Origin of the sequence: Candidatus Clostridium eludens (assembly GCF_045310515.1) — a bacterium.
GTDB lineage: Bacteria > Bacillota > Clostridia > Clostridiales > Clostridiaceae > Clostridium_B > Clostridium_B eludens.
Genome location: NZ_JBJHZX010000001.1, coordinates 177,242 through 199,503 on the forward strand (window position 1 = coordinate 177,242; position 22,262 = coordinate 199,503).

The window sequence follows — 22,262 nt, forward strand, 5'->3', positions numbered from 1 at the left end:
AAAAAATTTTTTTAGTACTGGGAAAAATAGCAATATTAAGATGACTCTTCTTAATATTTTAATTTAATTTATGTTATCTCTTTTTTTAATTTTCTGGTTCTTCCCCAAAATATTGATAATAATAACATTTTAATCTTCCGTTATAAAGTTTTCTATTCTTATGAGATTTTTTACCGAAATATTTTTCAAAGTCATCATGGGCAGTTATTATAAAATAAGACCAATCCTTAAGATGAGAAAATATCTCTCCCATATCTCTATATAAGTTCTCCACCTCTTTAATTTCCCCAAGTCTTTCTCCATAAGGTGGATTACTTATTATAAATCCATGTTTTTTACTTGAACTGAATTTCTGCACAGGTATTTTCTGAAACACCACATATTCTTCCACCCCTGCTTTTTTTGCATTAGCTCTAGCGGTTTTAATTACTCTTCCATCTATATCTGATGCTAAAATTCTAAGCTCATTATTGTTAATAGCATTTCCAGCATGTTTTCTTAAATCCTCCCACAAATGAGATGGAATTATACTCCATTTTTCCGAAACAAAACTTCTATTTAAGCCGGGAGCTATATTCTTTCCTATTAGTGCTGCCTCAATAGCAATAGTTCCCGAGCCGCACATAGGATCAGCCAATATTCTTGAAGGTTCCCATTTACTCAAAAGTACTAGGGCCGCAGCTAAAGTCTCTTTAATAGGAGCTCCTCCTGAATTTTCCCTATATCCTCTTTTATGTAAGCCTTCTCCCGATGTATCTACTGTCAAAGTCACTATATCTTTAAGTATTCCAACTTCTATTTTATACTCCGAGCCAGTTTCATGGAATCTTTCCTTATTATATTTCTTTTTCATAGCCTCAACTACAGCTTTTTTTACTATTGATTGGCAATCAGGAACACTATGTAATTTAGATTTAACAGACTTACCGGTTACATGCATAAATGCATCCTCAGGCATCAAATTTCCCCAATCTATTGAAAGGGTACCTTGAAAAAGTTCTTCAAAGCTTTCTGCCTTGAATTCTGCCATTTTTATAAGCACTCTATCTGCAGTTCTAAGCCATAGATTACAAGTAACTATATCCATTTCATCACCATAAAAAGTAACTTTACCGTTTTCCAATTTTAAATCATCATATCCAAGTTCTTTAAGTTCTTTAGCCACTACAGCTTCTAGCCCAAAGGTTGACGTTGCAATTAATGTATAGTCCATATTACCCTCCTAAGATTATTCAACTTTATTTATACCTACAACATATTATAAATATCTTAACATTTTTTATAGTACGCAACAAATTATCTTCTAGATTTATTAGTAAATAATTAAACTGCATTTTGCAAATTATATTTCTGAAGGTGCTAAAATAGGAGGTGTTGGTTACTATTTAGGGGAAGCAGAGGATTCAAATGTAAATCTATTTATTTAATAATTTACCTATACAAAAAACTTAAGTATTGGACAATTAATCCAATACTTAAGTTTTTATTCTTATATTAAAATTTCAGAATAACTTTTGTTAAAGTTAAGATTGTTTATATTGTAAAGCTGCCCTGCCTTCATCACCATTACTTATACGTATAACATTTTGTACATCATAAACAAATATTTTTCCATCACCCATTTCTCCTGTATGAAGTACTTTCTTTGCAGTTTCAACAACAAGATCTACAGGTACTTCGCAAACCACCACTTCTACCTTTATTTTAGGTAGTAGATTAATATCCATAGCCAATCCACGATAGTATTCTTTATGACCTTTTTGCATACCGCACCCTGAAACATTTGTAACAGTCATACCTGTAATACCAATATCATCTAATGCTTTTTTTAATTCCTCAAATCTGGCCTTAGAAGTAATAATATCTACCTTGCTAAGCTTATCACTCATCATTTTACCTCCTTATTAAACACATATTTCAGTATTCCAAAAATATCCCAAACATATCCTATATAAATTTATAACATTTTGTCTATATAAAAAATTTACAAATTATATTTAAATTCCTATGCCTCCATAAGCTTCTTCGCCATGTTCTGTAACATCAAGGCCTGTCTGTTCATCTTTATCACTTACTCTTATGCTGCTTACTGCATTAATTACTTTAATTATGATAAATGTAACTATTGCTGAATATACAACACTAGATAGAACAGCTATAATCTGAATTCCAACTAGTTTTGGATTTCCATGTATCAATCCATTTGCACCAGCTGAATTTACTGCTGTCCATGCAAATATTCCAGTAGCTATTCCTCCCCATATTCCTCCTATGCCGTGGCATCCAAAAGCATCTAATGCATCGTCATATCCAAGTTTAGCTTTCATAAATGTGATAGATGTATAACATATAGCTCCTCCTATTAAGCCAACAAGTATGGAAGCTAAAGGACTTACAAAACCTGCTGCCGGAGTTATGGCTACGAGACCTGCAACTATTCCACTGGCAACTCCAAGTGAAGTTACTTTTTTTCTAGATATATATTCACAAATAGCCCAGCTTATAGCTGAAGCTGCCGCAGAAGTATTGGTAGTAATAAAGGCATTTACTGCTACACTACTTATACCAAGTGCACTTCCAGCATTAAATCCAAACCATCCAAACCAGAGTATTCCAGCTCCTAAACAAGTTAAAGGAAGGCTGCTAGGTTTACCTACATTCTTTCTCTTTCCAAGCATCAGCGCTGCAATAAGTCCCGATACACCCGAACTTATATGAACTACATTACCGCCTGCAAAATCTAAAGCTCCAAGACCTCTTAACCAGCCTCCTGCTCCCCATACCCAGTGAGCGATAGGATCATACACTAGTGTTGTCCAAAGTATAACAAATGCAATCCAGTGCATAAACTTCATTCTTTCAGCAATAGATCCTGATATAAGTGCAGGAGTTATTATTGCAAACATGAGCTGGAATGCCATAAACACCTGCTGCGGAATCGTACCTGCATAATCTGCATTTGGTGCAAATCCCACTCCTTTTAAACCTGCAAAATTAAAACCACCTATAAATCCGCCAATATCCTTTCCAAAACACAATGTATAACCTATAAGTATCCACTGTATGGATATTATTGCCATGGCCGAATAGCTGTGAAGAGTACTATTTAATGTATTCTTGCCTCTAACCATTCCTCCATAAAACAAAGCTAACCCTGGAGTCATTAATAGTACTAACGCCGCGCTAACAAGTACAAATACAGTATCTGCTCCATTCACACTCATAAAAATACCTCCTTTAAAAAAATAAATTAATAAAAAATTATAAGTTTTTTAAACGTATTTTGTCTAACAGCTTTTAAAAAACTTATTTATATAATACTAACTTTTATGCAAATTATCAATAGTAATATTATAATTTTATTAATTTATTATTTTATGTGTGGTTATATTAATAATTGCAAATTTTAATGCATATACAGAAATTTAGAGAAGTATATTGCAAATGTTATTATACATATCTGATGGTGCAATAAAAATATGCATTAATAATTTTGAATTTTTTGTAGTCATATTTCTGTCAACAAATTTTAAATTAATCATAATAAAAATAACTTATATAAAAACATTTTCACACGATAAATAACTATATTTTTATACATAAATAGCTGCACTATTTTTTACATTTTTATTGTATATTTTAATAATAAAAAAATTATAATATTTTAATTTAATTTTTTATATTGCAATAATATTTTCATTATTTAATATTTTTATATATAAAAATATTAATTTTCTGTAATTTACATTGTGACTTTATAGCTTTTTTAATAAATAATTTTATGATATATAATAATATTTATGATAATTATCACTAATTTATTAATTTTTTTTAAGAAAATATATCTAATTATTTAATAAATTAAAATAAAATTTTAATACGAGCTTAAATATATTAAAAATTATAATATTTCTTTTTGCACTATTTTTTACACATAATTTTAAAAAATTCCTTTTATTTTACATTTTTATTTTCCTGATATCAGCATTTTTCTAAAATGTATATATTTTAGAAAAAGTTCTGTTTTGTTAGCTTTCACATATCGTTAAAAATAATAGGATATTTATATTATTTTATTATATTTTTTAAAATCAATTAAAGGATTTTTAGAAATGGTGTAGAATATTAATAAATTCGAGATACTATTTTAGCATAAAATAATATAAATAATTAGAAAAGAGGAGTTTACACCCATGATAAAACTAAAATTTATGCATCTAATAAACAAAAAAATCAAAGAACAATCTGAAGAAGTATTTGAAGGTATATCAAAAGGTAGAAAAAAGGCTTTAGAAAACTGGTTCAAAGACAAATGGATGCAATTAGAAAATACCTGTAACATCATACGATGTTTTAAACAAAATGATCATAAATTACTGGAAGAATTAAATGAAGGATTAAATCAGTATAAAGATTTTTGTGAATTTTTCATATTAAATGATACTGGACAAGTAATCCAATCCACCTGTAGTAAACATATAGGCCTTACCATGAATAATTTCCCAAATTATGAAAAAGGTCTAAAAGGTGAAAGACTCATGTATGGACCTTATGAAGATAAAAACACCCTAGACATAGACTTAAGCCAAAAAAAATTTGCTGATGAAGTAACTTTATTATTTTCTCTTCCATACATAGATTGTTCTGAACACAAAAAAATACTTTTAGGCAGAGTTCTTAATGATAACATGAGTAATGTAATCCAGGATGAAGATACTCACGTCTATAAGGATTCAGGGGATAATTATCTATTCATGGTAAAAACAGATAGAGATATACTGCCTGGAACTGCCATATCAAGAAGCAGATTTGAAGATAATACATTTACTATGGGTGATAATCTAAAGGAGGGAGTTAGAACTTCAAAATGGGGAATTGTTAAAATTAAAAAACATACAGAATTTGAAATAAGATTTACGGATCCCAAAACAGGTGATTTACATCCGGGAGTAAAAAATACCATTAAAAACGGAGATAACTTAGACTGCTGGCCCGGTTATCCAGATTACAGACATATAATGGTAGGAGGTAAAGGTACTTTAATAAATCCTCCCTATAGCAATGAAATATGGGGAATGATGTGTGAAGGGGACATAGCTGAAATATATAATTTTAAAAGCATAAATTTAAAAATACCTGGTATAATATCAGTCAGTGCAGCTGCTGCTACAATAATAAACATTATAGCCTATCATTTTAATCCAACCATAGGTTTTATAAGTTCAATTATAACCTGGCTTTTAATAACCTTAATCAGTTATATATCCTCACAAAAATTAGTTGTAACACCACTTAATAGAACTGTGGACATACTTCATAAGTTAGCTGAAGGAGAAGGAGATTTGACTAAAAGAGTAGATAAACTTTCCTATGATGAAATAGGAGAACTCTCAAGATGGTTTAATAAATTTATTAACAATCAGATGACTCTGATAAAAAGAGTAGATGTTTCTTCAAAAACATCAAAGAACTCTATTAAATCAGTTTCAAATTTAACTAATAATATAAAAGAAAACATGGATACAGTAGCTAAGACCGTAGACGGCTTAGTATCTATTTCCCAAAAACAAAATAATATATTTCAAACTACCAAAGAACATTTTAATAGTTTATCAGCGTCAATACAAGAAATGGCTTCTCTCATTCACCAGGTCACAAATAAAATTGTCAATACCAGCCATCACGCTGATAAGGCAAATGACTTTTCAAATGATGTTCTAACTTCAATCAATGAACTTGAAGAAACTATGAAAGTCACTTTAGATAGAATATCTGTGCTCCAAAATCATTCAAACTCCATAACAAGAGTAGTCACAAGTATCAGCAGTATTAGTCAGCAGACTCAGCTTTTAGCATTAAATGCTACTATAGAAGCTGCCAGGGCAGGTGAATCAGGAAAAGGATTTGGCGTTGTAGCTGAGCAAATATCAAAGCTAGCACTTGAAACAGAAGAAGCCACCCAATCTATAGGGAATTTAGTTTCTAATATTCAGAGAGAAACTAACAACACTTTTAAAGATATTAACGAGATTAATTCTAAAGTAAAAACTTCTACGGATAGTGTAAAAAATAGTATAGATTCTTTTAAATATATTACAGATAATATAAATGATGTAACAAAAAATATGGAAACTATACTTGAAATAACTAATAAAGAAAGTGATGATATAAATAATATGGTAGTACATATAAATGAATCTGCAGAAAAAATAAATAAAAGAACTGCTAAGGGGGCAAGTAGAAGCGAAGAATCTCTAAGCCTACTTGAAGATATTTTAAGTGAAACAATAAGATTAAAAGAAGTAACAGATAATCTGGAATACTCTTCTACCGATCTTCAAGAAATGGTTGGATCCTTTAACACACAGATATAATTTTATATAAGCCGACTTAATCTTACAAAAATAAAGATAGCTGCCCATATAAAAAGAAGCTATCTTTATTTTTTATCCTAAAATTATTATGTAATCATATATATTTGCGGCTATTTCTCTACAGATACTTTATCCAAACTACTAATAATATTATTAACAATAGGATTAAAAATCGCCTCAAGATTTTCGCTAATACTTTTATCTCCCTGTTCTGATAAACTACTTACACTACTTAGCATAGGAAGCTCCCCTAAAAGCTTTAGATCCATATCTTTTAAAAATTTATCTGTACTTTCCCCATTGAAAAGTTTTATTTGTTTGCCACAATCTGGACAGGTTATATAACTCATATTTTCAATAACACCTATTATATTAATATTCATAGTTTTTGCCATATTTACAGCCTTTGAAACTATCATAGAAACTAAATCCTGAGGTACAGATATCATAACTATACCATCTATAGGAATAGATTGCATTACAGTAAGTGCAACATCTCCTGTTCCAGGAGGCATATCAATTATTAGGTAATCCAGTTCTCCCCATATTACCTCTGTCCATAATTGTTTAACTGCACCACCTATCACCGGCCCTCTCCATATAACCGGCTGACTTTCATCTTCCAAAAGTAAATTTAATGATATAGCCTTTATTCCATCTTGAGTATCCACAGGTAATATAAACTCGTCTGTAGTTTCAGCCCTTTTACCACTTAAGCCCATTAAATTTGGAATACTGGGACCTGTTATATCCGCGTCTAGAATTCCTACACTATATCCAAGTTTTTTCAACTGCCTAGCTATAAGGACAGAAATTGATGATTTCCCTACTCCTCCTTTACCACTCATAACTCCAATTACCTTTTTCACTTTATTGTAAGGATTGTTTTCAATACCACAACTTTCCTTATCTTTACTACATCCACTGTTTGATGGACATGAATTACAATCTGACATAAAATCATCTCCTGTATCTATATTGGCATTTGCCATTTTTATATTACTCTTATTTATTAGTATTGTCAAATATACATTATACTACACGGTTAAATGCTAAGAAACCGGTTACTTAATGCATTTTAAAAAAGCACTCACAATATACTTTCTTTTATATTTGTCATTATAAGAAGCATACAACATTAATAATTATAACAGAATATAGAAGATAACCAAAAGACTTTTTTATTAATACACCTAATAATTCTGAAGAGAATACTGTACATTTTTATTAAATATAGTATACTTAATAGAGATGATGGGGTTCATCTTTAAATGCTTTATGCTAATGACTCCTACCTTAACATAAGAGTAGGAGATTTTTATTTTTTTGGGGGATGATTAAAATGCAGAAAATCATTTATGTAGGTATAGGGGGGTTTATAGGTGCTTCTTTGAGGTACATAATATCCATACACTCTCCAAAATTATTTGGTACTCAACTGCCTTACGGAACTTTGATAGTTAATGTACTAGGTGGTATCTTAATAGGACTCATAATGGAGTTAAGTCTCACAACCAACTTGATTTCTCCTAATTTAAGATTATTTCTTACAACGGGCATTATGGGAGGACTTACTACATTCTCAACTTTTAGCTATGAAACAATTACCCTTTTTAACAGCGGCAGTCTTATGTTAGCTACTTTAAATACTTGCCTAAATCTATTCTTAAGCCTTGGAGGCGTTGTATTAGGTACTTTTATATCACACATAATATAAAGGTAAGATTCATCTAAAATGAAATAAATCCCAATATTTTATTATAGTGCAGCTATTTAACTAGGCTAACGAAGCATAGTTAAATAGTTACACTAATGATAAAAATATTCTAATATACCTTATCAATATTATATCCGTGTTCATTTAGAGATTTAACTATATCTTCTATATGCGCATGACCATTAGTCTCAACTGTTACCTCTAAAACTACATGCTTTAATCTATCAATAGCTTTAAACTGATTGTGATCTAATTTTATTATATTAGCACGCTTTTCTGCCAAAATTTTTGATATTTGTAGAAGTTGTCCTGGGGTATCTTTAAGTTTAACCGAAAAACAAAATATTCTTCCCCTTGAAACAAGACCATGATTTAAAAGTGCAGACATTGTTACCACATCTATATTCCCACCGCTTATTAAAGATACCACTTTCTTATCCTTAAATTTTAACTTATTTAATGCAGCTAAAGACATTGCGCCTGTGGCCTCTGCCACAAGCTTATGCTTTTCTAAGAGAATATACACAGCTTCCATAAGTTCATGATCACTTACTGTAACAATTTCATCCACATATTTCTTTATTACCTGAAATGTTAACTTCCCTGGATTTTTCACTGCTGCACCATCTGCAATAGTATCAATATTTTCTGCACTAACCAGCTTCCCAGTGTCAAAAGAACATTTCATTGGATTTGCCCCTTCAGCCTGGACACCTATTATTTTTATATCAGGATTAATTGACTTGGCAGCCACCGATATACCACTTATTAATCCCCCGCCGCCTATTGGTACCAATATGGCATTCACATCCTTTAATTCTTCTATAATTTCAAGTGCTATTGTTCCCTGTCCTGCCATCACATCTAAATCATCAAAAGGGTGAACAAAAGTATATCCTTTTTCTGTTTCCAATCTCTTAGCTTCTTCATAGGCCTCATCATAAACTTTTCCTTTAAGTACCACCTCGGCTCCATAATTTTTAGTGGCCTGTACTTTAATAAGAGGTGTAGTTTCAGGCATAACAATTGTAGCTCTAATTCCAAGCCTGTTTGCAGCATAAGCCACCCCTTGGGCATGGTTTCCTGCAGAAGAAGCAATTAACCCTTTCCTTTTATTATTATCACTTAATTTAGAAATTTTATTTAAAGCTCCCCTTAACTTAAACGCCCCTGTTATCTGTAAATTTTCCGGCTTTATATATACCTGGTTTCCACTTTCTCTGCTGTATTCTGAACTATATATCAATTTAGTATTTATACATATGTCTTTTATCCTATCTCTAGCTTCCAATACATCTTTTAAAGTTAATTCTCCTCTTTTTGTTTCTAATGTTACCATCTGTTTCATAACATTAAGTCTCCCCTCTTAAATTAAATTATTTAATATAAAAGATTATTTTATAAATAAAAAAATCTTTCATACTTATAAACACACTTTATACATGCTTATAAGGACGAAAGATTAATATTCCGTGATACCACCTTATTTGCAATTAGATATACTAACTGCCACTCATTTTTCAGGTCAATTTTAAATACTAAATATAGCATTCATCATAACCCTAACCAAATACCGCTGGTAAACGTCCTTGCTTACTCGACAAAAGCCTTTCTACTTGGAAACTCCGGAGTGATTATTGTATATTTATATTAACACCAACTTTCACCTCATGTTGGCTCTCTGAAGTTAACACATTAAATATTTTTCTCTCCATCCTAGTCTTTAACTTTATTAATATAATCTTTTAACAAAGTATATTATTTTTATTTTAAAATGTCAATATGAAATTAATAAAATTTTCTAAGTTGTTTAACTAATAGTACACCTAAAATAGCTGGAATTATCTGTCCCATTAAAAGACTAAATACCAGTACCATATATTTGATGTGGAGAAGATAAGATAGCCATATAGGCACTCCAAACCCAGGTATTAGAATAATAGGAAAGACAATAAACCAATCATTAAACTTATATTTACTTATTAAATACACTATTAGAGAAGTTATCATGCCTACAATTGCCCCTCCCAGCATATCAGGAAGTCCAAGTCCTCCCATTAAAGTATTACTAATAAGATTACTTAATCCCATTGGCACAATGAGAAATGGAAAAATAGCGGATAGGCCATACATACATGTAGCTATTCTTATCTGAAATTGCATAAAAGCAAAGCTTTGGGTAAAATACATAATTACCACATATATCGCTATTACAATACCAGAAATAGCAATTTTATTTATTTTTGATAAATTCTTTTTACTTTTAAAAATATCTTCTTTTTTATATAACACCTATTTTCCTCCTTTATATTTTATTGGATCCGCATAGCCCGCCTCTTTGAATGCCCTTAACCTTAATCTACAGCTATCACAAATTCCGCAGGCAAGTTGTTCCCCATTATAACACGTCCATGTTTTGCTGTAATCCACCCCTAATTTCATGCCTATTTCAATTTCTTCTGATTTTGTTTTATATAAAAATGGTGCATGTATCTTTATATTTTTTTTATGTTCCACTGCACATACAGTACCTAAATTTATTGTTTTTTCCATAGACTGAATAAATTCATGCCTGCAATCCACATATCCTGAATAATCAACTTCACTTACACCTATAAAAATATCATAAGCTCCTATTACTTCTGCATAGGAAGCTGCATAGGATAAAAACATCATGTTTCTGGCTGGTACATAGGTAACAGGTATCTTATTATTGTCTTCACTAAACTCAGGTACTTTTATAGTATTATCCGTAAGTGCCGAACCGCCCCAAGCATTCATATTTGTAGTTACTAAAACAAAATCAACTGCACCTGCACTTTTAGCAATATCTCTTGCACATTCAATTTCCTTTTTATGCCGCTGTCCATAATCAAAACTTATGGCATAGACCTCATAACCTTGGTTTTTAGCTAAATATAAAGCTGTTGTAGAATCAAGTCCACCTGACAGCAGAACTACTGCCTTTTTCATCTTAGATCCATCCTTTCACTATAATAACAGCATCCTATTGCCCCATTAAACTGAGCATCCTTTAAAACTATTATTTTTTCATAATCATTTTTTAAATAATTATATATAGCCTCATTTCTGGCAACCCCACCTGACAAAATAAGAATTTCTCCCTTAAATCTATTTAGAAATGGTTTAATTCTTTTGTAAAGTGAATAGTTAACACCAGCACATAGCCTTTCCATTTTAATTCCCTCTGATATTTTTCCAATTAACTCTGACTCTGAAAAAACTGCACAAGTAGAATTTAACTCCACTGGATCTTTATAAAATTTACACAAGCTATCTAAAGAAATTTCCAGCATACTGGCCATATTTTCAAGATATCTTCCGCTGGAAGCTGCACATTTTTCGTTAAGCTCCAGATCTGTTATCAATCCATTTTCCACCTTCACTACTTTAACATCCTGTCCTCCTATATCTAAAAGTATAAAATTTTTTAACCCTGTTTGGAAAATGGCGCCATAGACATGTGCCTTTATTTCATTTATTGATTTAAATAATTCTAAATTTGTATTATTTCTTCCATACCCTGTTGAAACTGCTGAGTCAATATTTCTAATATCTAGCTTTTGAAGATTCACTATCATTTTTCCATCATAATTGCAAAAATCTCTGTAAAAAATCATAGTACTTATTTTATTTTTAACTATGATCTGTTTATTTTCCATTAATATTATCTTTACTTCTCTGCTGCCCAAATCAATGCCTAGTCTTCTCACCATATTCTCACCTTCTGTTCATGATAATCAAATCTTCAAGCATATCAAGAAATGCTTCTAATCTTATTTTAGTCCTGGCATCTAAAAAATTAAGCTTATCCCCCTCTATAGTTAATATAGGTATATTTAATTTATTTTTTATAACTATATCCTCAATTTGTCTATGACAAAATGCCTGAGTATAATGGATTAAAGCATCTATTTGCCTTTCTTTAATCTGCTTTTGTATTTCCTTAAGTCTAAATTTTATATCATAGGGATAAGTATAATCATAATACTGTTCATAAATATTTTTAGCTTTTATAGCTCTTGGAAATGCAAATTCTCTCTGAACCTCGTTATAAACAAAACGTGCATTAAACTCTTCAACATAATCATATATATCACAAGGCATAGGGGGAACTCCTATAAATCCAAGTCTTAATTTCTGCACAAAAGGCTTTCTTTTTTCTACTTCTTTCAGTTTATTTCTTATATCTTTTTCAAATTTATAGATATCACCATTAAAATCACTAGCACTTACCTGATACAGGTGATTTTCGAAACCTGAAACCTTGTTTTCTTTATAGGTGAGCTCGTCTAAACACTTAATAAGGCATCTTACCTTATTTACTCTCTGTCTAACTTTTTCAACTTCATCATAGGAAACATTAAAAGTATTAATAAATTTATCAATAGATGCTTTAATATCATGAATATCATGACTTTGTGGAAATGGAAATGAATATATTTTAATACCTTTCATATCCAAAATTCCCTCTAGAGCTTTGGTATTAGAGCAATCCCCTTCAGTAACACCTACAATTTGATGAATTTTTTTATCCATACATACTCCAAAGAGCCCTTTCTGCCATGCGCAGCAACTTTTAGGAAAGCCTTGTCTTTCTGCCATATCAATAAATTTATTATAATTTTTTGAAGTTACAAAAATATTATTTAAATCAACTACCTTATATCCTGCAGCAGCTAAAACCTCATATGGAATAGTAGTAGTTATTCCTATAGCTTTATCTTCCATCATTATCTCACCTTATCTTTAATTTTAAAAAAACTTTTGGTTGGCTTTTATTAAGTTATTCTTATTTAGCTCCATAACATAAAAAAGGTAGAGACATCCCCACCTTATTTAACCACAAAATGAACTATATAATTATACAGTTTTTCCCTAGTTTTGTTTATAGACAGGATGGTTTCGAACTGTCTTATATATAATTTTCTATATTATTATATGTTATAAAGCATTTAAAATCAAGGGTCTTGAGGAAAAAATGAAAAGATCACTTCCTTTTTTTAGCTATGATCAGAACACCTATAATAACGAATAGTGCAGGTATAAAATATTGGGTAACATAAGAACGAATAAATTTATAAATATCATTATCAATAAATAATTGATTTAATATAGATAATCCGCCAAGAATAACTAGAGAGGATCCTATAATTACCCACTCCTGTTTATTTATTGCTTTATTATATGAAAAATCGCCTTCAGTGAATTTAGTAGTATCAACATAATTTTTAAAAATAAATTCAGAATCTGGTACATACTCACCACGTCTTATTCTATTTGCTATTGAATAGGTATCGAAGAAGGTATAAAACCATATACAAATTCTAACCAAATGTGATAAAAAACCAAGACCACTAAACATCAAAACTGGTTTAATAATCATATATAAAAATAATGTTTGAACACCTTTTTTTATTAAACCATTGTACATATATCCGACGCCTGGTATACAGGCGGCTATAAAAGTTAAAACTCCATTTCTATTATTCATATTATTCACTCCTAATTGTTTTATAAAATTAAAAGCATGTTTAATTTCAACAGTAATAATTCAGTTATAAAATGAATTTGAAACATTGTTACTTGACTTTGTAAGCTACTAATGTTAAAAATTATGATAAATAAGCCAGCCGAAATTAGGCTAAGAGAAGGAACCCAATTCTTTATTTTTTCATTGGAATTTTGCTTTTTATGGAGTTTTCTTATAAGTTTTTCATTATAATCTTCTTCTATTTTTATGTTATTAAAACAACTATTGATTAATTTTTCCAGCTCTTCTCTTTTATCTTCCATAAAGCATACCCCTCCTTTTCAAGCATATCCTTTAATCTATTTTTAGCTCTATAAATTCGTCCTTCTATTGTTTTCACAGATAAATTTAAAACTTCTGCAATTTCCTTTTGATTGAGACCAATATAATAATATAGAACAAGTGAAGTTTTTAAATCTTGTGGTAAAGAACAAATACATTCTTGTATAAAATTTTTTTCATCTATATCTATATATGATTCTTTAGAAAAGTTAAATAGGCCATTCAGAAAATTCTTTATACTTTTCTTTCGTTTATAATCTATACATTTTGAAATGGTTATTTTATATAAATAAGTGGAAAAGGAACTATCTCCTCTGAAACTATTAATATTATTAAATACGGCTATAAAAACTTCTTGAGATAAATCTTCAGCTTCGTAGTAATCATAAGTATAAGAATAGCATAATGAGAGAATTCTTTTTTTATAAAGATCTACCATATAAATAAAGGCATTTTCATCTTTTTCTTTAATTTTTTCTATGAATTCTCTCTCTTCCATTACTTTACTCTCCACTATTTATTTTAATAGTTCCATTGTCAACTTTAACCCTTATTTTATCTTCACCAGTACCAAAAGTTTTAATTATTCCAGAATTGGTTCTTTTATCATCATTTATTTCAGAAACACCTAAATCTATATCTGTATTTATAGTTAAATTCTTATCTTTTGTATCCACTGAAACTATACCATTTCCTAAAGAAATATCAATGTTTTTAGATAAATTATTCTCTAAACTAATTTTACCATTACCAACTTTTATTATTGAATTAGGAATATCTCCTTCCAAATTTACCTTTCCATTATCTACATGCACATTTAAGGTAGAAAATTTCACATCACTAGTACTGTTTACTTCTAAGTTTCCACCTTTTATAGAAGTTACATATCCATCTGGTAGGTAAATAGTTGTTTTGGATGACTTAATATTATTATCTGTAATTTTTATAGTATATCCATCTAGACCTTTTACAGGATCTAATTTATAATTATCTAAATTTATATCTTTATCTGTAATCAAGTTTGTATCTATATTAATTTTATTATCCTTTGACTTTTCAATATTTACTGTACCATTAGATGTTTCAAAATTGAAAGCACTCCCAAAAGAATCTAATGTCAGTTTTTTATTAAAAGACCTCTCATTAAGGGAAGAATCAAAATTAAAATTCCAGCCATTAAAAAAACTATTTGTTCTGAACTTATAAGCAATACCATTAAATAGGCTCACAAAAAAGAAAATAATTATTATGAGAAGAGCAATACCACTTATTTGTATTTTTCCACTTTCTTTCTTAACTAAAGTATAATACAAAATTTCTAATCCTATCAAAATAATAAGTATAGGCCAGTAAGCTATAATTTTTCTTCCTAGACTAGGATTATTTAAATTAATCATCATCCAAATACCTAAAAATATAAAGCCAGTGGATGCAGTAATTGTTCCAATTTTTTTCATAATAAAAGAAGCCTCCCTAAATTTTGTTTTCATATATTTAGACGTAAAGAATTACTATAATCCCACACTAAAAATATAATTTTTTTGCAATAGCTTCCGCTTATACAATTTATTAAATTTATCACTGTGAAATTAAAAAAATGTATGACATTTTAGGCATATAAAAATAATTAAAATTTTAACATTGACAATTTAGGATTACAATTGTAAACTAAGTATAGATTACAATTGTAATTTCTTTTAAAAAGGAGCGAATCTTTATGAAACAAATACCTAAAATATCAGAAGCCGAATGGGAAGTAATGAAAATAGTGTGGGCAAACTCACCCTGTACCTCAAGCCAAATAATTGTTTCCTTAGATCAAAGCAAAAATTGGAAACCTAAAACTATAAAAACATTAATAAACAGATTAGTGAATAAGGAGGTACTCGGTTTCAAAAAAGATGGTCGAAGATATCTTTACTATTCCTTAATTGAACAAAATGAATGTATAAAAGCCGAAAATCAATCATTTTTAAGTAAGGTTTACGATGGTGCTCTCAAAACTATGTTAGTAAGTTTTATAAAGGAAAATAATTTATCTGAGGAGGACATAGATGAATTAAAAAATATCTTGGATGAGAGGAAGTAGAATTATGTACCAATTAATAAACTGCCTTGACAACTTATTTAAAACAGTGCTGCAAGTATCTATTACATCTAGTATTATCATAACTTTAATTTTGATAATTAGTAAACTTTTAAAAGGTAAATTAGGTGTAAAATTTCAATATGCCCTATGGTTTATTGTAATATTTCGTTTACTTATACCAACATTACCCAAAAGCTCTTTTAGTATTTTCAATCTGTCATCTAAAATAATTGGAATTCCCTATTTAGCATTCACTTCAAAAGAAAATACTTTTAGAAATATTTTATCCTATAATGATGAAAAAATTAAACAAATATATAATACAGATATAATGTTAAACAATTTAGCTTCAATAAATTTTAATAACCCTAAAGCTGTATTTTTTCATTGGTCAGCATTAACGATTCTATGTGCTGTATGGATATTTGTAATGTTCATAATCAGTTTGTATATACTTTCAGTGGATATAAAATTTAAGAATAAGTTAAAAAAACAAACTCCATTGTGTAATAAAGAAATTATAGATATACTGCATCATTGTAAAAAACAAATGCAAATTAATAGCCATATATCAATAATTACAACAGAAGAAATTAAGAGTCCTGCTCTCTTTGGTTATTTTAAACCCATAATATTGCTTCCTGAAAATATCCTTCGAGTATTACCCATAAACAAATTACGTTATGTTTTTCTACACGAATTATCCCATTTTAAGAGAAAAGATATACTTGTAAACTGGATTATAAGTATTCTAAGGATAATTCATTGGTTTAATCCACTTATTCAATACGGACTTAAAAAAATGTATGAAGACATGGAAATATGCTGTGATTCCCTTGCTCTTTCTTATACAAGTAATGAAGAAAAAAAAGAATACGGACTTACAATTATCAATCTTATAGAGAAGCTTTCAAAACCTAATAAACTAATAGGAGCTTCTTCCATAACAAACAGTAAATCTGAAGTAAAAAGGAGAATTATTATGATCAAATTGTTTAGTAAAAAATCTTATAAAATTTCTATTCTTGCAATAGGAGCTTTAATTATTTTGGGTTGTGCTACTCTCACGAATGCACAAGCCTTAGCTTTAAAAAATATTAAAGCCATTTACGCAGATAAAATTGACTATCCTTTTATTAATGACCCTAATTTAGTGGGTAGATGGGCGAGTGTAGATTTTGTAAATGATATAGAAGATTTTAAAGTAGGCGCTAAAAGCTATAACGGAGACTTATACGTTAAAGAATTAAACTTTACAAGTGATGGAAAAGTTTCAAAGACAGTCTTTACATGGACGAAAAACCATATTCTTAACCCAGCTGATAAAACTGACAGTAAATATGTAATAAAAAACATAGACGGCTCAACTTATATGTTCTTTGAATGGAAAAGCGGAGATTATACTATGCTAGGAATGAAACCATCATACTATGTTCTAAAAAAGATAAGTTCTATCCCCTCCCTCACTACTAATATACAAGGAAAAGAAGTGACAACTAAAACTGATAAAATAGATTATCCATTTGTAAATGACTCTAAAGTTATAGGTAAATGGGAAAGCGTAGACTTCATTGAAAAAATCCAAGATTTTAAACCAGGTGTTCAACAATGGTCAGGGGATTTATTCATTGATGATTTAATTTTCAACAACAATGGTAAAATAGATATTAAAGTAAGTAATAATAACACAGTTAGCAGCACTTTTTCCTGGACAAAAGGCTTAATAATTAATACTGACATTAAAACAGCCTCTAAGTATGTAATACAAAAAATAAACGGAACAAATTATATGTTCTTTGAGTGGAAAAATGGAGATTATGTGGAGAGAGGAGCTGTCCCTTACTATTATGTATTAAAACAAGTAAATTAAAGTAACACCGTATGCCTAATGATATGCTCCCCTTGTGGCATACGGTTATTTAATCCCTATAGTCTATTTTTACACTCATTATATAATTTTCACTTATCTAAACTTAATGTAACAGTTACTTTCGTCCCCTTACCTTCTTCACTTTCTACATCTATAGCTCCCTGATGTATATCCACAATCCATTTAGCAATAGATAATCCAAGTCCAGTACCTCCTTTTTCTTTAGATCTGGATTTATCTACAGTATAAAATCTTTCAAATATATTTTTAATCTCATCTTTAGATATTCCAATACCTGTATCACTGATAATTATTTTTACCTCATGACCTTGTAATTTTGAACTTATATCTATTTTCCCATTCTCCGGAGTAAATTTAATACTATTTTCAATGAATATTCTAATCATTTGCTTTAGCATCTTATAATCTGCAAAGATTTTAACATCATCATTCTTATGGTTTGATATTGTGTGTTTTTCACTTATGATCCTACTCTCCTGCACCACTTCATCCATCAACTCATGAAGATAAAATTCCTTTTTTTCTATTCTGTGAATGCCGCTGTCACCTTTTGCGAGAAAAAGCAACTTCTCAACTAAGCTTGACATGTTAGCTGCTTCCAATTTAATTGCATAAATTGATTTTTCTAAGGCCTCTCTATCATCCTTACCCCATCTATCCAGCAAATTTGCATATCCACCTATAACAGCAATTGGAGTTCTCAATTCATGGGAGGCATCTGATACGAATTGAATCTGCCTGTTAAAAGCTTCTTGAAGTCCGTCTATCATTTTGTTAAAGGTAGCTGCCAACCTTTTTAATTCATCATCAGGACCCTTTACATCTATTCTTTCTTTTAAGTTATTGATACTTATATGTTGAGCGGTTTTAGTTATATAATCAATAGGTCTTAACATCTTCATACTTATCATATAACCAAACAAAATGGAGGCAATAATACCTATGAAATCTGCTATAGCCATGAAAACAAATAAAATAGTCATAAAATCATATTCATTATCCATGTTCTTTATTATTTGAAGGTATACTATACCATACTTTTTATTTTCAATTTTAATATTTTTATAGAGCAAATGTTTATCTTCTCTTTCTAAATATCTTATTTTATCATAAGGTTCTCTAATTTTAAGATTATGCTTAAAGCTACCGTAGGAGCTTAGTATGGTACCATTTTCTTTAACTATCCTTATGGATATATTTTCTTTTTCAGGAATGTCAGACATAATCTTTTTACTGGATAAATTTACATTGTCATTGGATACTGTAAATTCATTATATATTATTGTTGTAATATCCTCTATCTGCTTGTTTGCCTGACTATAAAGATAGTACTTTACTCCATATAAAATAGAAGCATCTAATAAAAATAATACTAGTGAAAACATACATGCATATACTATGGTAAGTTTTACAGAAATTTTTGCATTTGTAAGAGTTTTTACCGTACTATTAATAAACTTTGATTTTCTAATGAATTTAAATATGTTATTTATTGCCTTTAAATTCTTAATACTTTTTAGTTTAACCCTGAGTGCTTTTAATAACATATCCCACACCTCTTATGGTAGTTATTAGTTTATTTTCAAAACCATCATCAATTTTACTTCTAAGGTATCTTATAAATACATCTACCACATTAGTATCTCCTGTATAATCATAACCCCAAACTTTTTCAATCAGCTTTTCTCTGGTAAGTACAATATTTCTATTAACCAATAGCATTTTTAAAAGATCATATTCTTTCTTTGTAAGTTCAATTTCTTTATCATCTCTCCACACCTGGTGAGTCTTATCATTCATTACAATGTCTTTTACTCTAATTTCATCCAGTGCATTTTTTAACATTTTATCCCTTTTAATTACCCTTATTCTTGCAAGCAGTTCTTCTATTGCAAATGGTTTAGTTATATAATCATTTGCACCTGAATCTAAACCTATAACTTTATCAGGTATATCACTTTTGGCAGTCAGCATTATAATAGGTACATGGGAAAATTGTCTTATTTTTTTACAAACTTCAATTCCATCTAAGCCGGGAAGCATTACATCAAGAAGTATAAGATCATATTCACATTTTTCCGCCATATTCAATCCCTCTTTGCCGTTATATACTTTGTCAACAGTATATCCTTCATGATTTAGTTCCATCTCAATAAACATAGCCATCTGTTTTTCATCTTCTATTATAAGTATTTTGTAATTTTTCAAATTACCACCCCATATATTATGTTAAATAAAACATCTTAATATTGCGCCACAGACATTTTTATATTACATCCATGGAATTAAAATTTCATTAAAAAGTACAGTTTGATTTTTAAAATTATTAGTATTAAAGTATAAAAGTGAGATATTATAATAAGTAATGCTATAATTTATTTAAGGTGAAATATATGAAAACATCAAAATTATTTATACAACCAATTGTAATTATATCAACTATCATTATACTTTGTATTATGATTTTCTTTTCCAGAGAATTTATTTCAAATTACTTTGTCAGGCTTAACATGGATGACATACAACTACCTGAAAAAGGTTCAAGAGTATTAATATTCTCACCACATAATGATGATGAAGTGTTAGGCTCAGGAGAACTCATAAAAAAATCTATAAAAAATGGTGCTAAAGTAAAAGTTGTATTAGTCACTAACGGAGATGGTTTTAAAAGTGCAATACAACTGGATTATTTTAATTTATTTCCAAAACAACATGACTTTATAAAATTTGGCTATACAAGGCAAAAAGAAAGTATTACAGCATTGAACCAACTTGGATTATCTAAGAAAGATATAATATTTCTAGGGTATCCAGATGGTGGAATTGCATACCTATGGAACTCCAATTGGTATAACAGTAATCCATATAAAAGCACTTTTACTCAGTCCAGTAAATCTCCTTATAATAACAGCTATACCAAAAATGCTATTTATTCAGGAGAAAACTTGGTTTCTGATATAACAAAAATAGTTAATGGATACAAACCTGATTATATAGTTATGCCCCATCCAAATGACAGACATCCGGATCATTGGGCCGTTAATGCTTTTGTTCAATATACTCTGACTGCTATAAATTATACTCCTAAAAAATTATGGCTATATCTTGTACATAGGGGAGATTGGCCAACTCCGCTTAAGAGAAATACATCCCTTTATTTAGTACCGCCAAAAAAATTAACGAGAGTAGGTACTAATTGGTATTCATTAGATTTAGACAATAATGACATAGCTGAAAAATCCAGAGCAATTGAAAATTATAAAACTCAATTCAGGGCATTAAAACCACTTATAACTGCTTTTGAAAGAAAAAACGAACTTTTAGGTGAGTATCCAAATTCAAAGATTGAAAAATATAAAAAGAATGATATTGAAGTAGCTGCCAAAAATACAAATGAAATAATTACTGACCCGCTGCAGGATACCTTAGGTTTGCAAATAAGCAGAAATGCAGATATCTCTCACGTATATGCAGAAATATCCAAAGAAAATAATTTGCATATTTTTGTACAAACCGATCTAGGTATTGACAAGTTTACTGTTTATAACGTTAATATAATACTATTTGAAAAAGAAAAAATTTCTAGATTTAATATTGAAATTAACAATAAAAAGATAACACTAAAACGGGGGTTAAGTACCATAACGATAAATCCACAGGGAATAAAGTATTCTACATATGATGAATTCATTCACATTACTATTCCCCATAAAAATATAGAAAATTTTAGCCATATGTTTATAAATGCATCTACTTCTATAGAACATCATCTACTTGATAAAACTGCATGGAAAATGGTAGATTTCAACTAAACCATTCTTTGATTTGCATAGTATATGAACAAATTACAAGAACTCCATTAATATTTAAAAATTTTCTCCAGTTCCTTTTCTCAATTCCTTATCAGCATTATATATGGCCCTTACAGCATCCTTAGAAAGTACCACTGCATAAACTGCAGCAACTCCTGTACCTATGGATGCTACAAGGGCCCTATTTGAATTGATTTTACATTTTCCATAATTATTACCATTAAAGAAAATTTTAACACAAATATATATTTTTTCAAATAATATCACAGTTCCATTACAAATTGTAAAATTTTAATTATAAATAAGTAAATGAATTGTTAATATTTTCACCATAAACGTTGCTGCTACTAAATAAGGCTTATTTATCTAAGAAGATTTACTGAATACAATAAGTCAATCTTAAGATATATTTAAGATATATTTAAAGTATATTTAAGATATATTTAAGCTATATTTAAGGTGGATGAATATTATATGAAGTTTGTTATTAACACTTGAAACTTCATGGATAAATGGTTTATTTTATGTATATATACATATTAG

The 22,262-nt window shown here is 29.4% G+C and carries 21 protein-coding genes, 1 riboswitch and 1 other annotated feature; of the genes, 5 read left to right on the forward strand and 16 right to left on the reverse strand.

Going from position 1 to position 22,262, the window contains the following annotated elements:
- Positions 1-85: 85 nt before the first annotated feature.
- From ACJDU8_RS00745 to ACJDU8_RS00755, 3 genes are all read right to left on the reverse strand, one after another.
- Positions 86-1,213 (reverse strand): THUMP domain-containing class I SAM-dependent RNA methyltransferase, encoded by a 1,128-nt coding sequence (locus ACJDU8_RS00745; protein WP_406790244.1) that lies wholly within the window; start codon positions 1,211-1,213, stop codon positions 86-88.
- Between the two features lie 310 nt (positions 1,214-1,523).
- Positions 1,524-1,889 carry a P-II family nitrogen regulator gene (locus tag ACJDU8_RS00750; protein ID WP_406790245.1) on the reverse strand — a complete coding sequence of 122 codons (366 nt, stop codon included), beginning with the start codon at positions 1,887-1,889 and terminating at the stop codon, positions 1,524-1,526.
- Between the two features lie 108 nt (positions 1,890-1,997).
- Positions 1,998-3,224 (reverse strand): ammonium transporter, encoded by a 1,227-nt coding sequence (locus ACJDU8_RS00755; protein WP_406790246.1) that lies wholly within the window; start codon positions 3,222-3,224, stop codon positions 1,998-2,000.
- Between the two features lie 969 nt (positions 3,225-4,193).
- On the opposite strand from ACJDU8_RS00755, the gene ACJDU8_RS00760 reads away from it, so the two are divergent.
- Positions 4,194-6,374 carry a methyl-accepting chemotaxis protein gene (locus ACJDU8_RS00760; protein WP_406790247.1) on the forward strand — a complete coding sequence of 727 codons (2,181 nt, stop codon included), beginning with the start codon at positions 4,194-4,196 and terminating at the stop codon, positions 6,372-6,374.
- 110 nt (positions 6,375-6,484) lie between these two features.
- On the opposite strand, the gene ACJDU8_RS00765 is transcribed toward ACJDU8_RS00760, so the two are convergent.
- The gene (locus tag ACJDU8_RS00765) at positions 6,485-7,330 is read right to left on the reverse strand and encodes an Mrp/NBP35 family ATP-binding protein (protein WP_406790357.1); all 846 of its coding nucleotides are present in this window, start codon (positions 7,328-7,330) and stop codon (positions 6,485-6,487) included.
- 285 nt (positions 7,331-7,615) lie between these two features.
- A riboswitch (Fluoride riboswitch) is annotated at positions 7,616-7,675 on the forward strand.
- 32 nt (positions 7,676-7,707) lie between these two features.
- Between ACJDU8_RS00765 and crcB the strand changes: the two genes are divergently transcribed.
- Positions 7,708-8,091: a fluoride efflux transporter CrcB gene (gene crcB, locus ACJDU8_RS00770; protein WP_406790248.1), complete on the forward strand. Its 384-nt coding sequence runs from the start codon at positions 7,708-7,710 to the stop codon at positions 8,089-8,091.
- A 109-nt stretch (positions 8,092-8,200) separates the two neighbouring features.
- Here the strand turns inward: crcB and ilvA are convergent, their stop codons facing one another.
- The 9 genes from ilvA to ACJDU8_RS00815 form a co-directional block, all read right to left on the reverse strand.
- Positions 8,201-9,439, reverse strand: a complete 1,239-nt coding sequence (gene ilvA / locus ACJDU8_RS00775) for a threonine ammonia-lyase (RefSeq protein WP_406790249.1) — start codon at positions 9,437-9,439, stop codon at positions 8,201-8,203.
- Between the two features lie 99 nt (positions 9,440-9,538).
- Positions 9,539-9,818 (reverse strand) — a binding site (T-box leader).
- Between the two features lie 61 nt (positions 9,819-9,879).
- Complete coding sequence (locus ACJDU8_RS00780; RefSeq protein ID WP_406790250.1) at positions 9,880-10,383, reverse strand: QueT transporter family protein; 504 nt, start codon at positions 10,381-10,383, stop codon at positions 9,880-9,882.
- Positions 10,384-11,064 (reverse strand): 7-cyano-7-deazaguanine synthase QueC, encoded by a 681-nt coding sequence (gene queC / locus ACJDU8_RS00785; protein ID WP_406790251.1) that lies wholly within the window; start codon positions 11,062-11,064, stop codon positions 10,384-10,386. It lies immediately after the preceding gene.
- Positions 11,061-11,825, reverse strand: a complete 765-nt coding sequence (locus ACJDU8_RS00790; protein ID WP_406790358.1) for an acyl-CoA dehydratase activase — start codon at positions 11,823-11,825, stop codon at positions 11,061-11,063. Before ACJDU8_RS00790 ends, queC begins: the two co-directional genes overlap by 4 nt.
- 7 nt (positions 11,826-11,832) lie before the next feature.
- The gene (locus ACJDU8_RS00795) at positions 11,833-12,843 is read right to left on the reverse strand and encodes a 2-hydroxyacyl-CoA dehydratase family protein (RefSeq protein WP_406790252.1); all 1,011 of its coding nucleotides are present in this window, start codon (positions 12,841-12,843) and stop codon (positions 11,833-11,835) included.
- A 259-nt stretch (positions 12,844-13,102) separates the two neighbouring features.
- Positions 13,103-13,606: a hypothetical protein gene (locus ACJDU8_RS00800; protein WP_406790253.1), complete on the reverse strand. Its 504-nt coding sequence runs from the start codon at positions 13,604-13,606 to the stop codon at positions 13,103-13,105.
- Positions 13,607-13,626: 20 nt separating this feature from the next.
- Entirely contained in the window at positions 13,627-13,908 is a 282-nt protein-coding gene (locus ACJDU8_RS00805) for a hypothetical protein (protein ID WP_406790254.1), read from the reverse strand.
- Positions 13,875-14,426 (reverse strand): RNA polymerase sigma factor, encoded by a 552-nt coding sequence (locus ACJDU8_RS00810; RefSeq protein WP_406790255.1) that lies wholly within the window; start codon positions 14,424-14,426, stop codon positions 13,875-13,877. Before ACJDU8_RS00810 ends, ACJDU8_RS00805 begins: the two co-directional genes overlap by 34 nt.
- Positions 14,427-14,430: 4 nt before the next feature.
- Positions 14,431-15,384: a DUF4097 family beta strand repeat-containing protein gene (locus tag ACJDU8_RS00815; protein WP_406790256.1), complete on the reverse strand. Its 954-nt coding sequence runs from the start codon at positions 15,382-15,384 to the stop codon at positions 14,431-14,433.
- A 260-nt stretch (positions 15,385-15,644) separates the two neighbouring features.
- Here ACJDU8_RS00815 and ACJDU8_RS00820 point away from each other — a divergent pair, with 260 nt between their 5' ends.
- Together ACJDU8_RS00820 and ACJDU8_RS00825 are read left to right on the forward strand one after the other, a co-directional pair.
- Positions 15,645-16,016, forward strand: coding sequence for a BlaI/MecI/CopY family transcriptional regulator (locus ACJDU8_RS00820; RefSeq protein WP_406790257.1), 372 nt, complete (start codon positions 15,645-15,647; stop codon positions 16,014-16,016).
- A gap of 4 nt (positions 16,017-16,020) precedes the next feature.
- Positions 16,021-17,886, forward strand: a complete 1,866-nt coding sequence (locus tag ACJDU8_RS00825; protein WP_406790258.1) for a M56 family metallopeptidase — start codon at positions 16,021-16,023, stop codon at positions 17,884-17,886.
- An 89-nt stretch (positions 17,887-17,975) separates the two neighbouring features.
- On the opposite strand, the gene ACJDU8_RS00830 is transcribed toward ACJDU8_RS00825, so the two are convergent.
- A complete protein-coding gene (locus ACJDU8_RS00830; protein WP_406790259.1) occupies positions 17,976-19,454 on the reverse strand; it encodes a sensor histidine kinase in 1,479 nt (492 codons plus the stop codon).
- A complete protein-coding gene (locus tag ACJDU8_RS00835; protein ID WP_406790260.1) occupies positions 19,429-20,115 on the reverse strand; it encodes a response regulator transcription factor in 687 nt (228 codons plus the stop codon). The genes ACJDU8_RS00830 and ACJDU8_RS00835 overlap by 26 nt, the downstream gene beginning before the upstream one ends.
- A gap of 185 nt (positions 20,116-20,300) precedes the next feature.
- Between ACJDU8_RS00835 and ACJDU8_RS00840 the strand changes: the two genes are divergently transcribed.
- Complete coding sequence (locus ACJDU8_RS00840; protein WP_406790261.1) at positions 20,301-21,719, forward strand: PIG-L deacetylase family protein; 1,419 nt, start codon at positions 20,301-20,303, stop codon at positions 21,717-21,719.
- A 54-nt stretch (positions 21,720-21,773) separates the two neighbouring features.
- Here ACJDU8_RS00840 and ACJDU8_RS00845 read toward each other — a convergent pair whose 3' ends face one another.
- Entirely contained in the window at positions 21,774-21,986 is a 213-nt protein-coding gene (locus tag ACJDU8_RS00845; protein WP_406790262.1) for a hypothetical protein, read from the reverse strand.
- Positions 21,987-22,262: the final 276 nt, after the last annotated feature.

What these genes read in the sequence shown, in the direction of transcription:
- ACJDU8_RS00745 (WP_406790244.1), bottom strand. Translation starts at nt 1,213, where the DNA reads ATGGACTATACATTAATTGCAACGTCAACCTTTGGGCTAGAAGCTGTA.
- ACJDU8_RS00750 (WP_406790245.1), bottom strand. Translation starts at nt 1,889, where the DNA reads ATGAGTGATAAGCTTAGCAAGGTAGATATTATTACTTCTAAGGCCAGA.
- ACJDU8_RS00755 (WP_406790246.1), bottom strand. Translation starts at nt 3,224, where the DNA reads ATGAGTGTGAATGGAGCAGATACTGTATTTGTACTTGTTAGCGCGGCG.
- ACJDU8_RS00760 (WP_406790247.1), top strand. Translation starts at nt 4,194, where the DNA reads ATGATAAAACTAAAATTTATGCATCTAATAAACAAAAAAATCAAAGAA.
- ACJDU8_RS00765 (WP_406790357.1), bottom strand. Translation starts at nt 7,330, where the DNA reads ATGTCAGATTGTAATTCATGTCCATCAAACAGTGGATGTAGTAAAGAT.
- crcB (WP_406790248.1), top strand. Translation starts at nt 7,708, where the DNA reads ATGATTAAAATGCAGAAAATCATTTATGTAGGTATAGGGGGGTTTATA.
- ilvA (WP_406790249.1), bottom strand. Translation starts at nt 9,439, where the DNA reads ATGAAACAGATGGTAACATTAGAAACAAAAAGAGGAGAATTAACTTTA.
- queC (WP_406790251.1), bottom strand. Translation starts at nt 11,064, where the DNA reads ATGAAAAAGGCAGTAGTTCTGCTGTCAGGTGGACTTGATTCTACAACA.
- ACJDU8_RS00795 (WP_406790252.1), bottom strand. Translation starts at nt 12,843, where the DNA reads ATGGAAGATAAAGCTATAGGAATAACTACTACTATTCCATATGAGGTT.
- ACJDU8_RS00800 (WP_406790253.1), bottom strand. Translation starts at nt 13,606, where the DNA reads ATGAATAATAGAAATGGAGTTTTAACTTTTATAGCCGCCTGTATACCA.
- ACJDU8_RS00805 (WP_406790254.1), bottom strand. Translation starts at nt 13,908, where the DNA reads ATGGAAGATAAAAGAGAAGAGCTGGAAAAATTAATCAATAGTTGTTTT.
- ACJDU8_RS00810 (WP_406790255.1), bottom strand. Translation starts at nt 14,426, where the DNA reads ATGGAAGAGAGAGAATTCATAGAAAAAATTAAAGAAAAAGATGAAAAT.
- ACJDU8_RS00815 (WP_406790256.1), bottom strand. Translation starts at nt 15,384, where the DNA reads ATGAAAAAAATTGGAACAATTACTGCATCCACTGGCTTTATATTTTTA.
- ACJDU8_RS00820 (WP_406790257.1), top strand. Translation starts at nt 15,645, where the DNA reads ATGAAACAAATACCTAAAATATCAGAAGCCGAATGGGAAGTAATGAAA.
- ACJDU8_RS00825 (WP_406790258.1), top strand. Translation starts at nt 16,021, where the DNA reads ATGTACCAATTAATAAACTGCCTTGACAACTTATTTAAAACAGTGCTG.
- ACJDU8_RS00830 (WP_406790259.1), bottom strand. Translation starts at nt 19,454, where the DNA reads ATGTTATTAAAAGCACTCAGGGTTAAACTAAAAAGTATTAAGAATTTA.
- ACJDU8_RS00840 (WP_406790261.1), top strand. Translation starts at nt 20,301, where the DNA reads ATGAAAACATCAAAATTATTTATACAACCAATTGTAATTATATCAACT.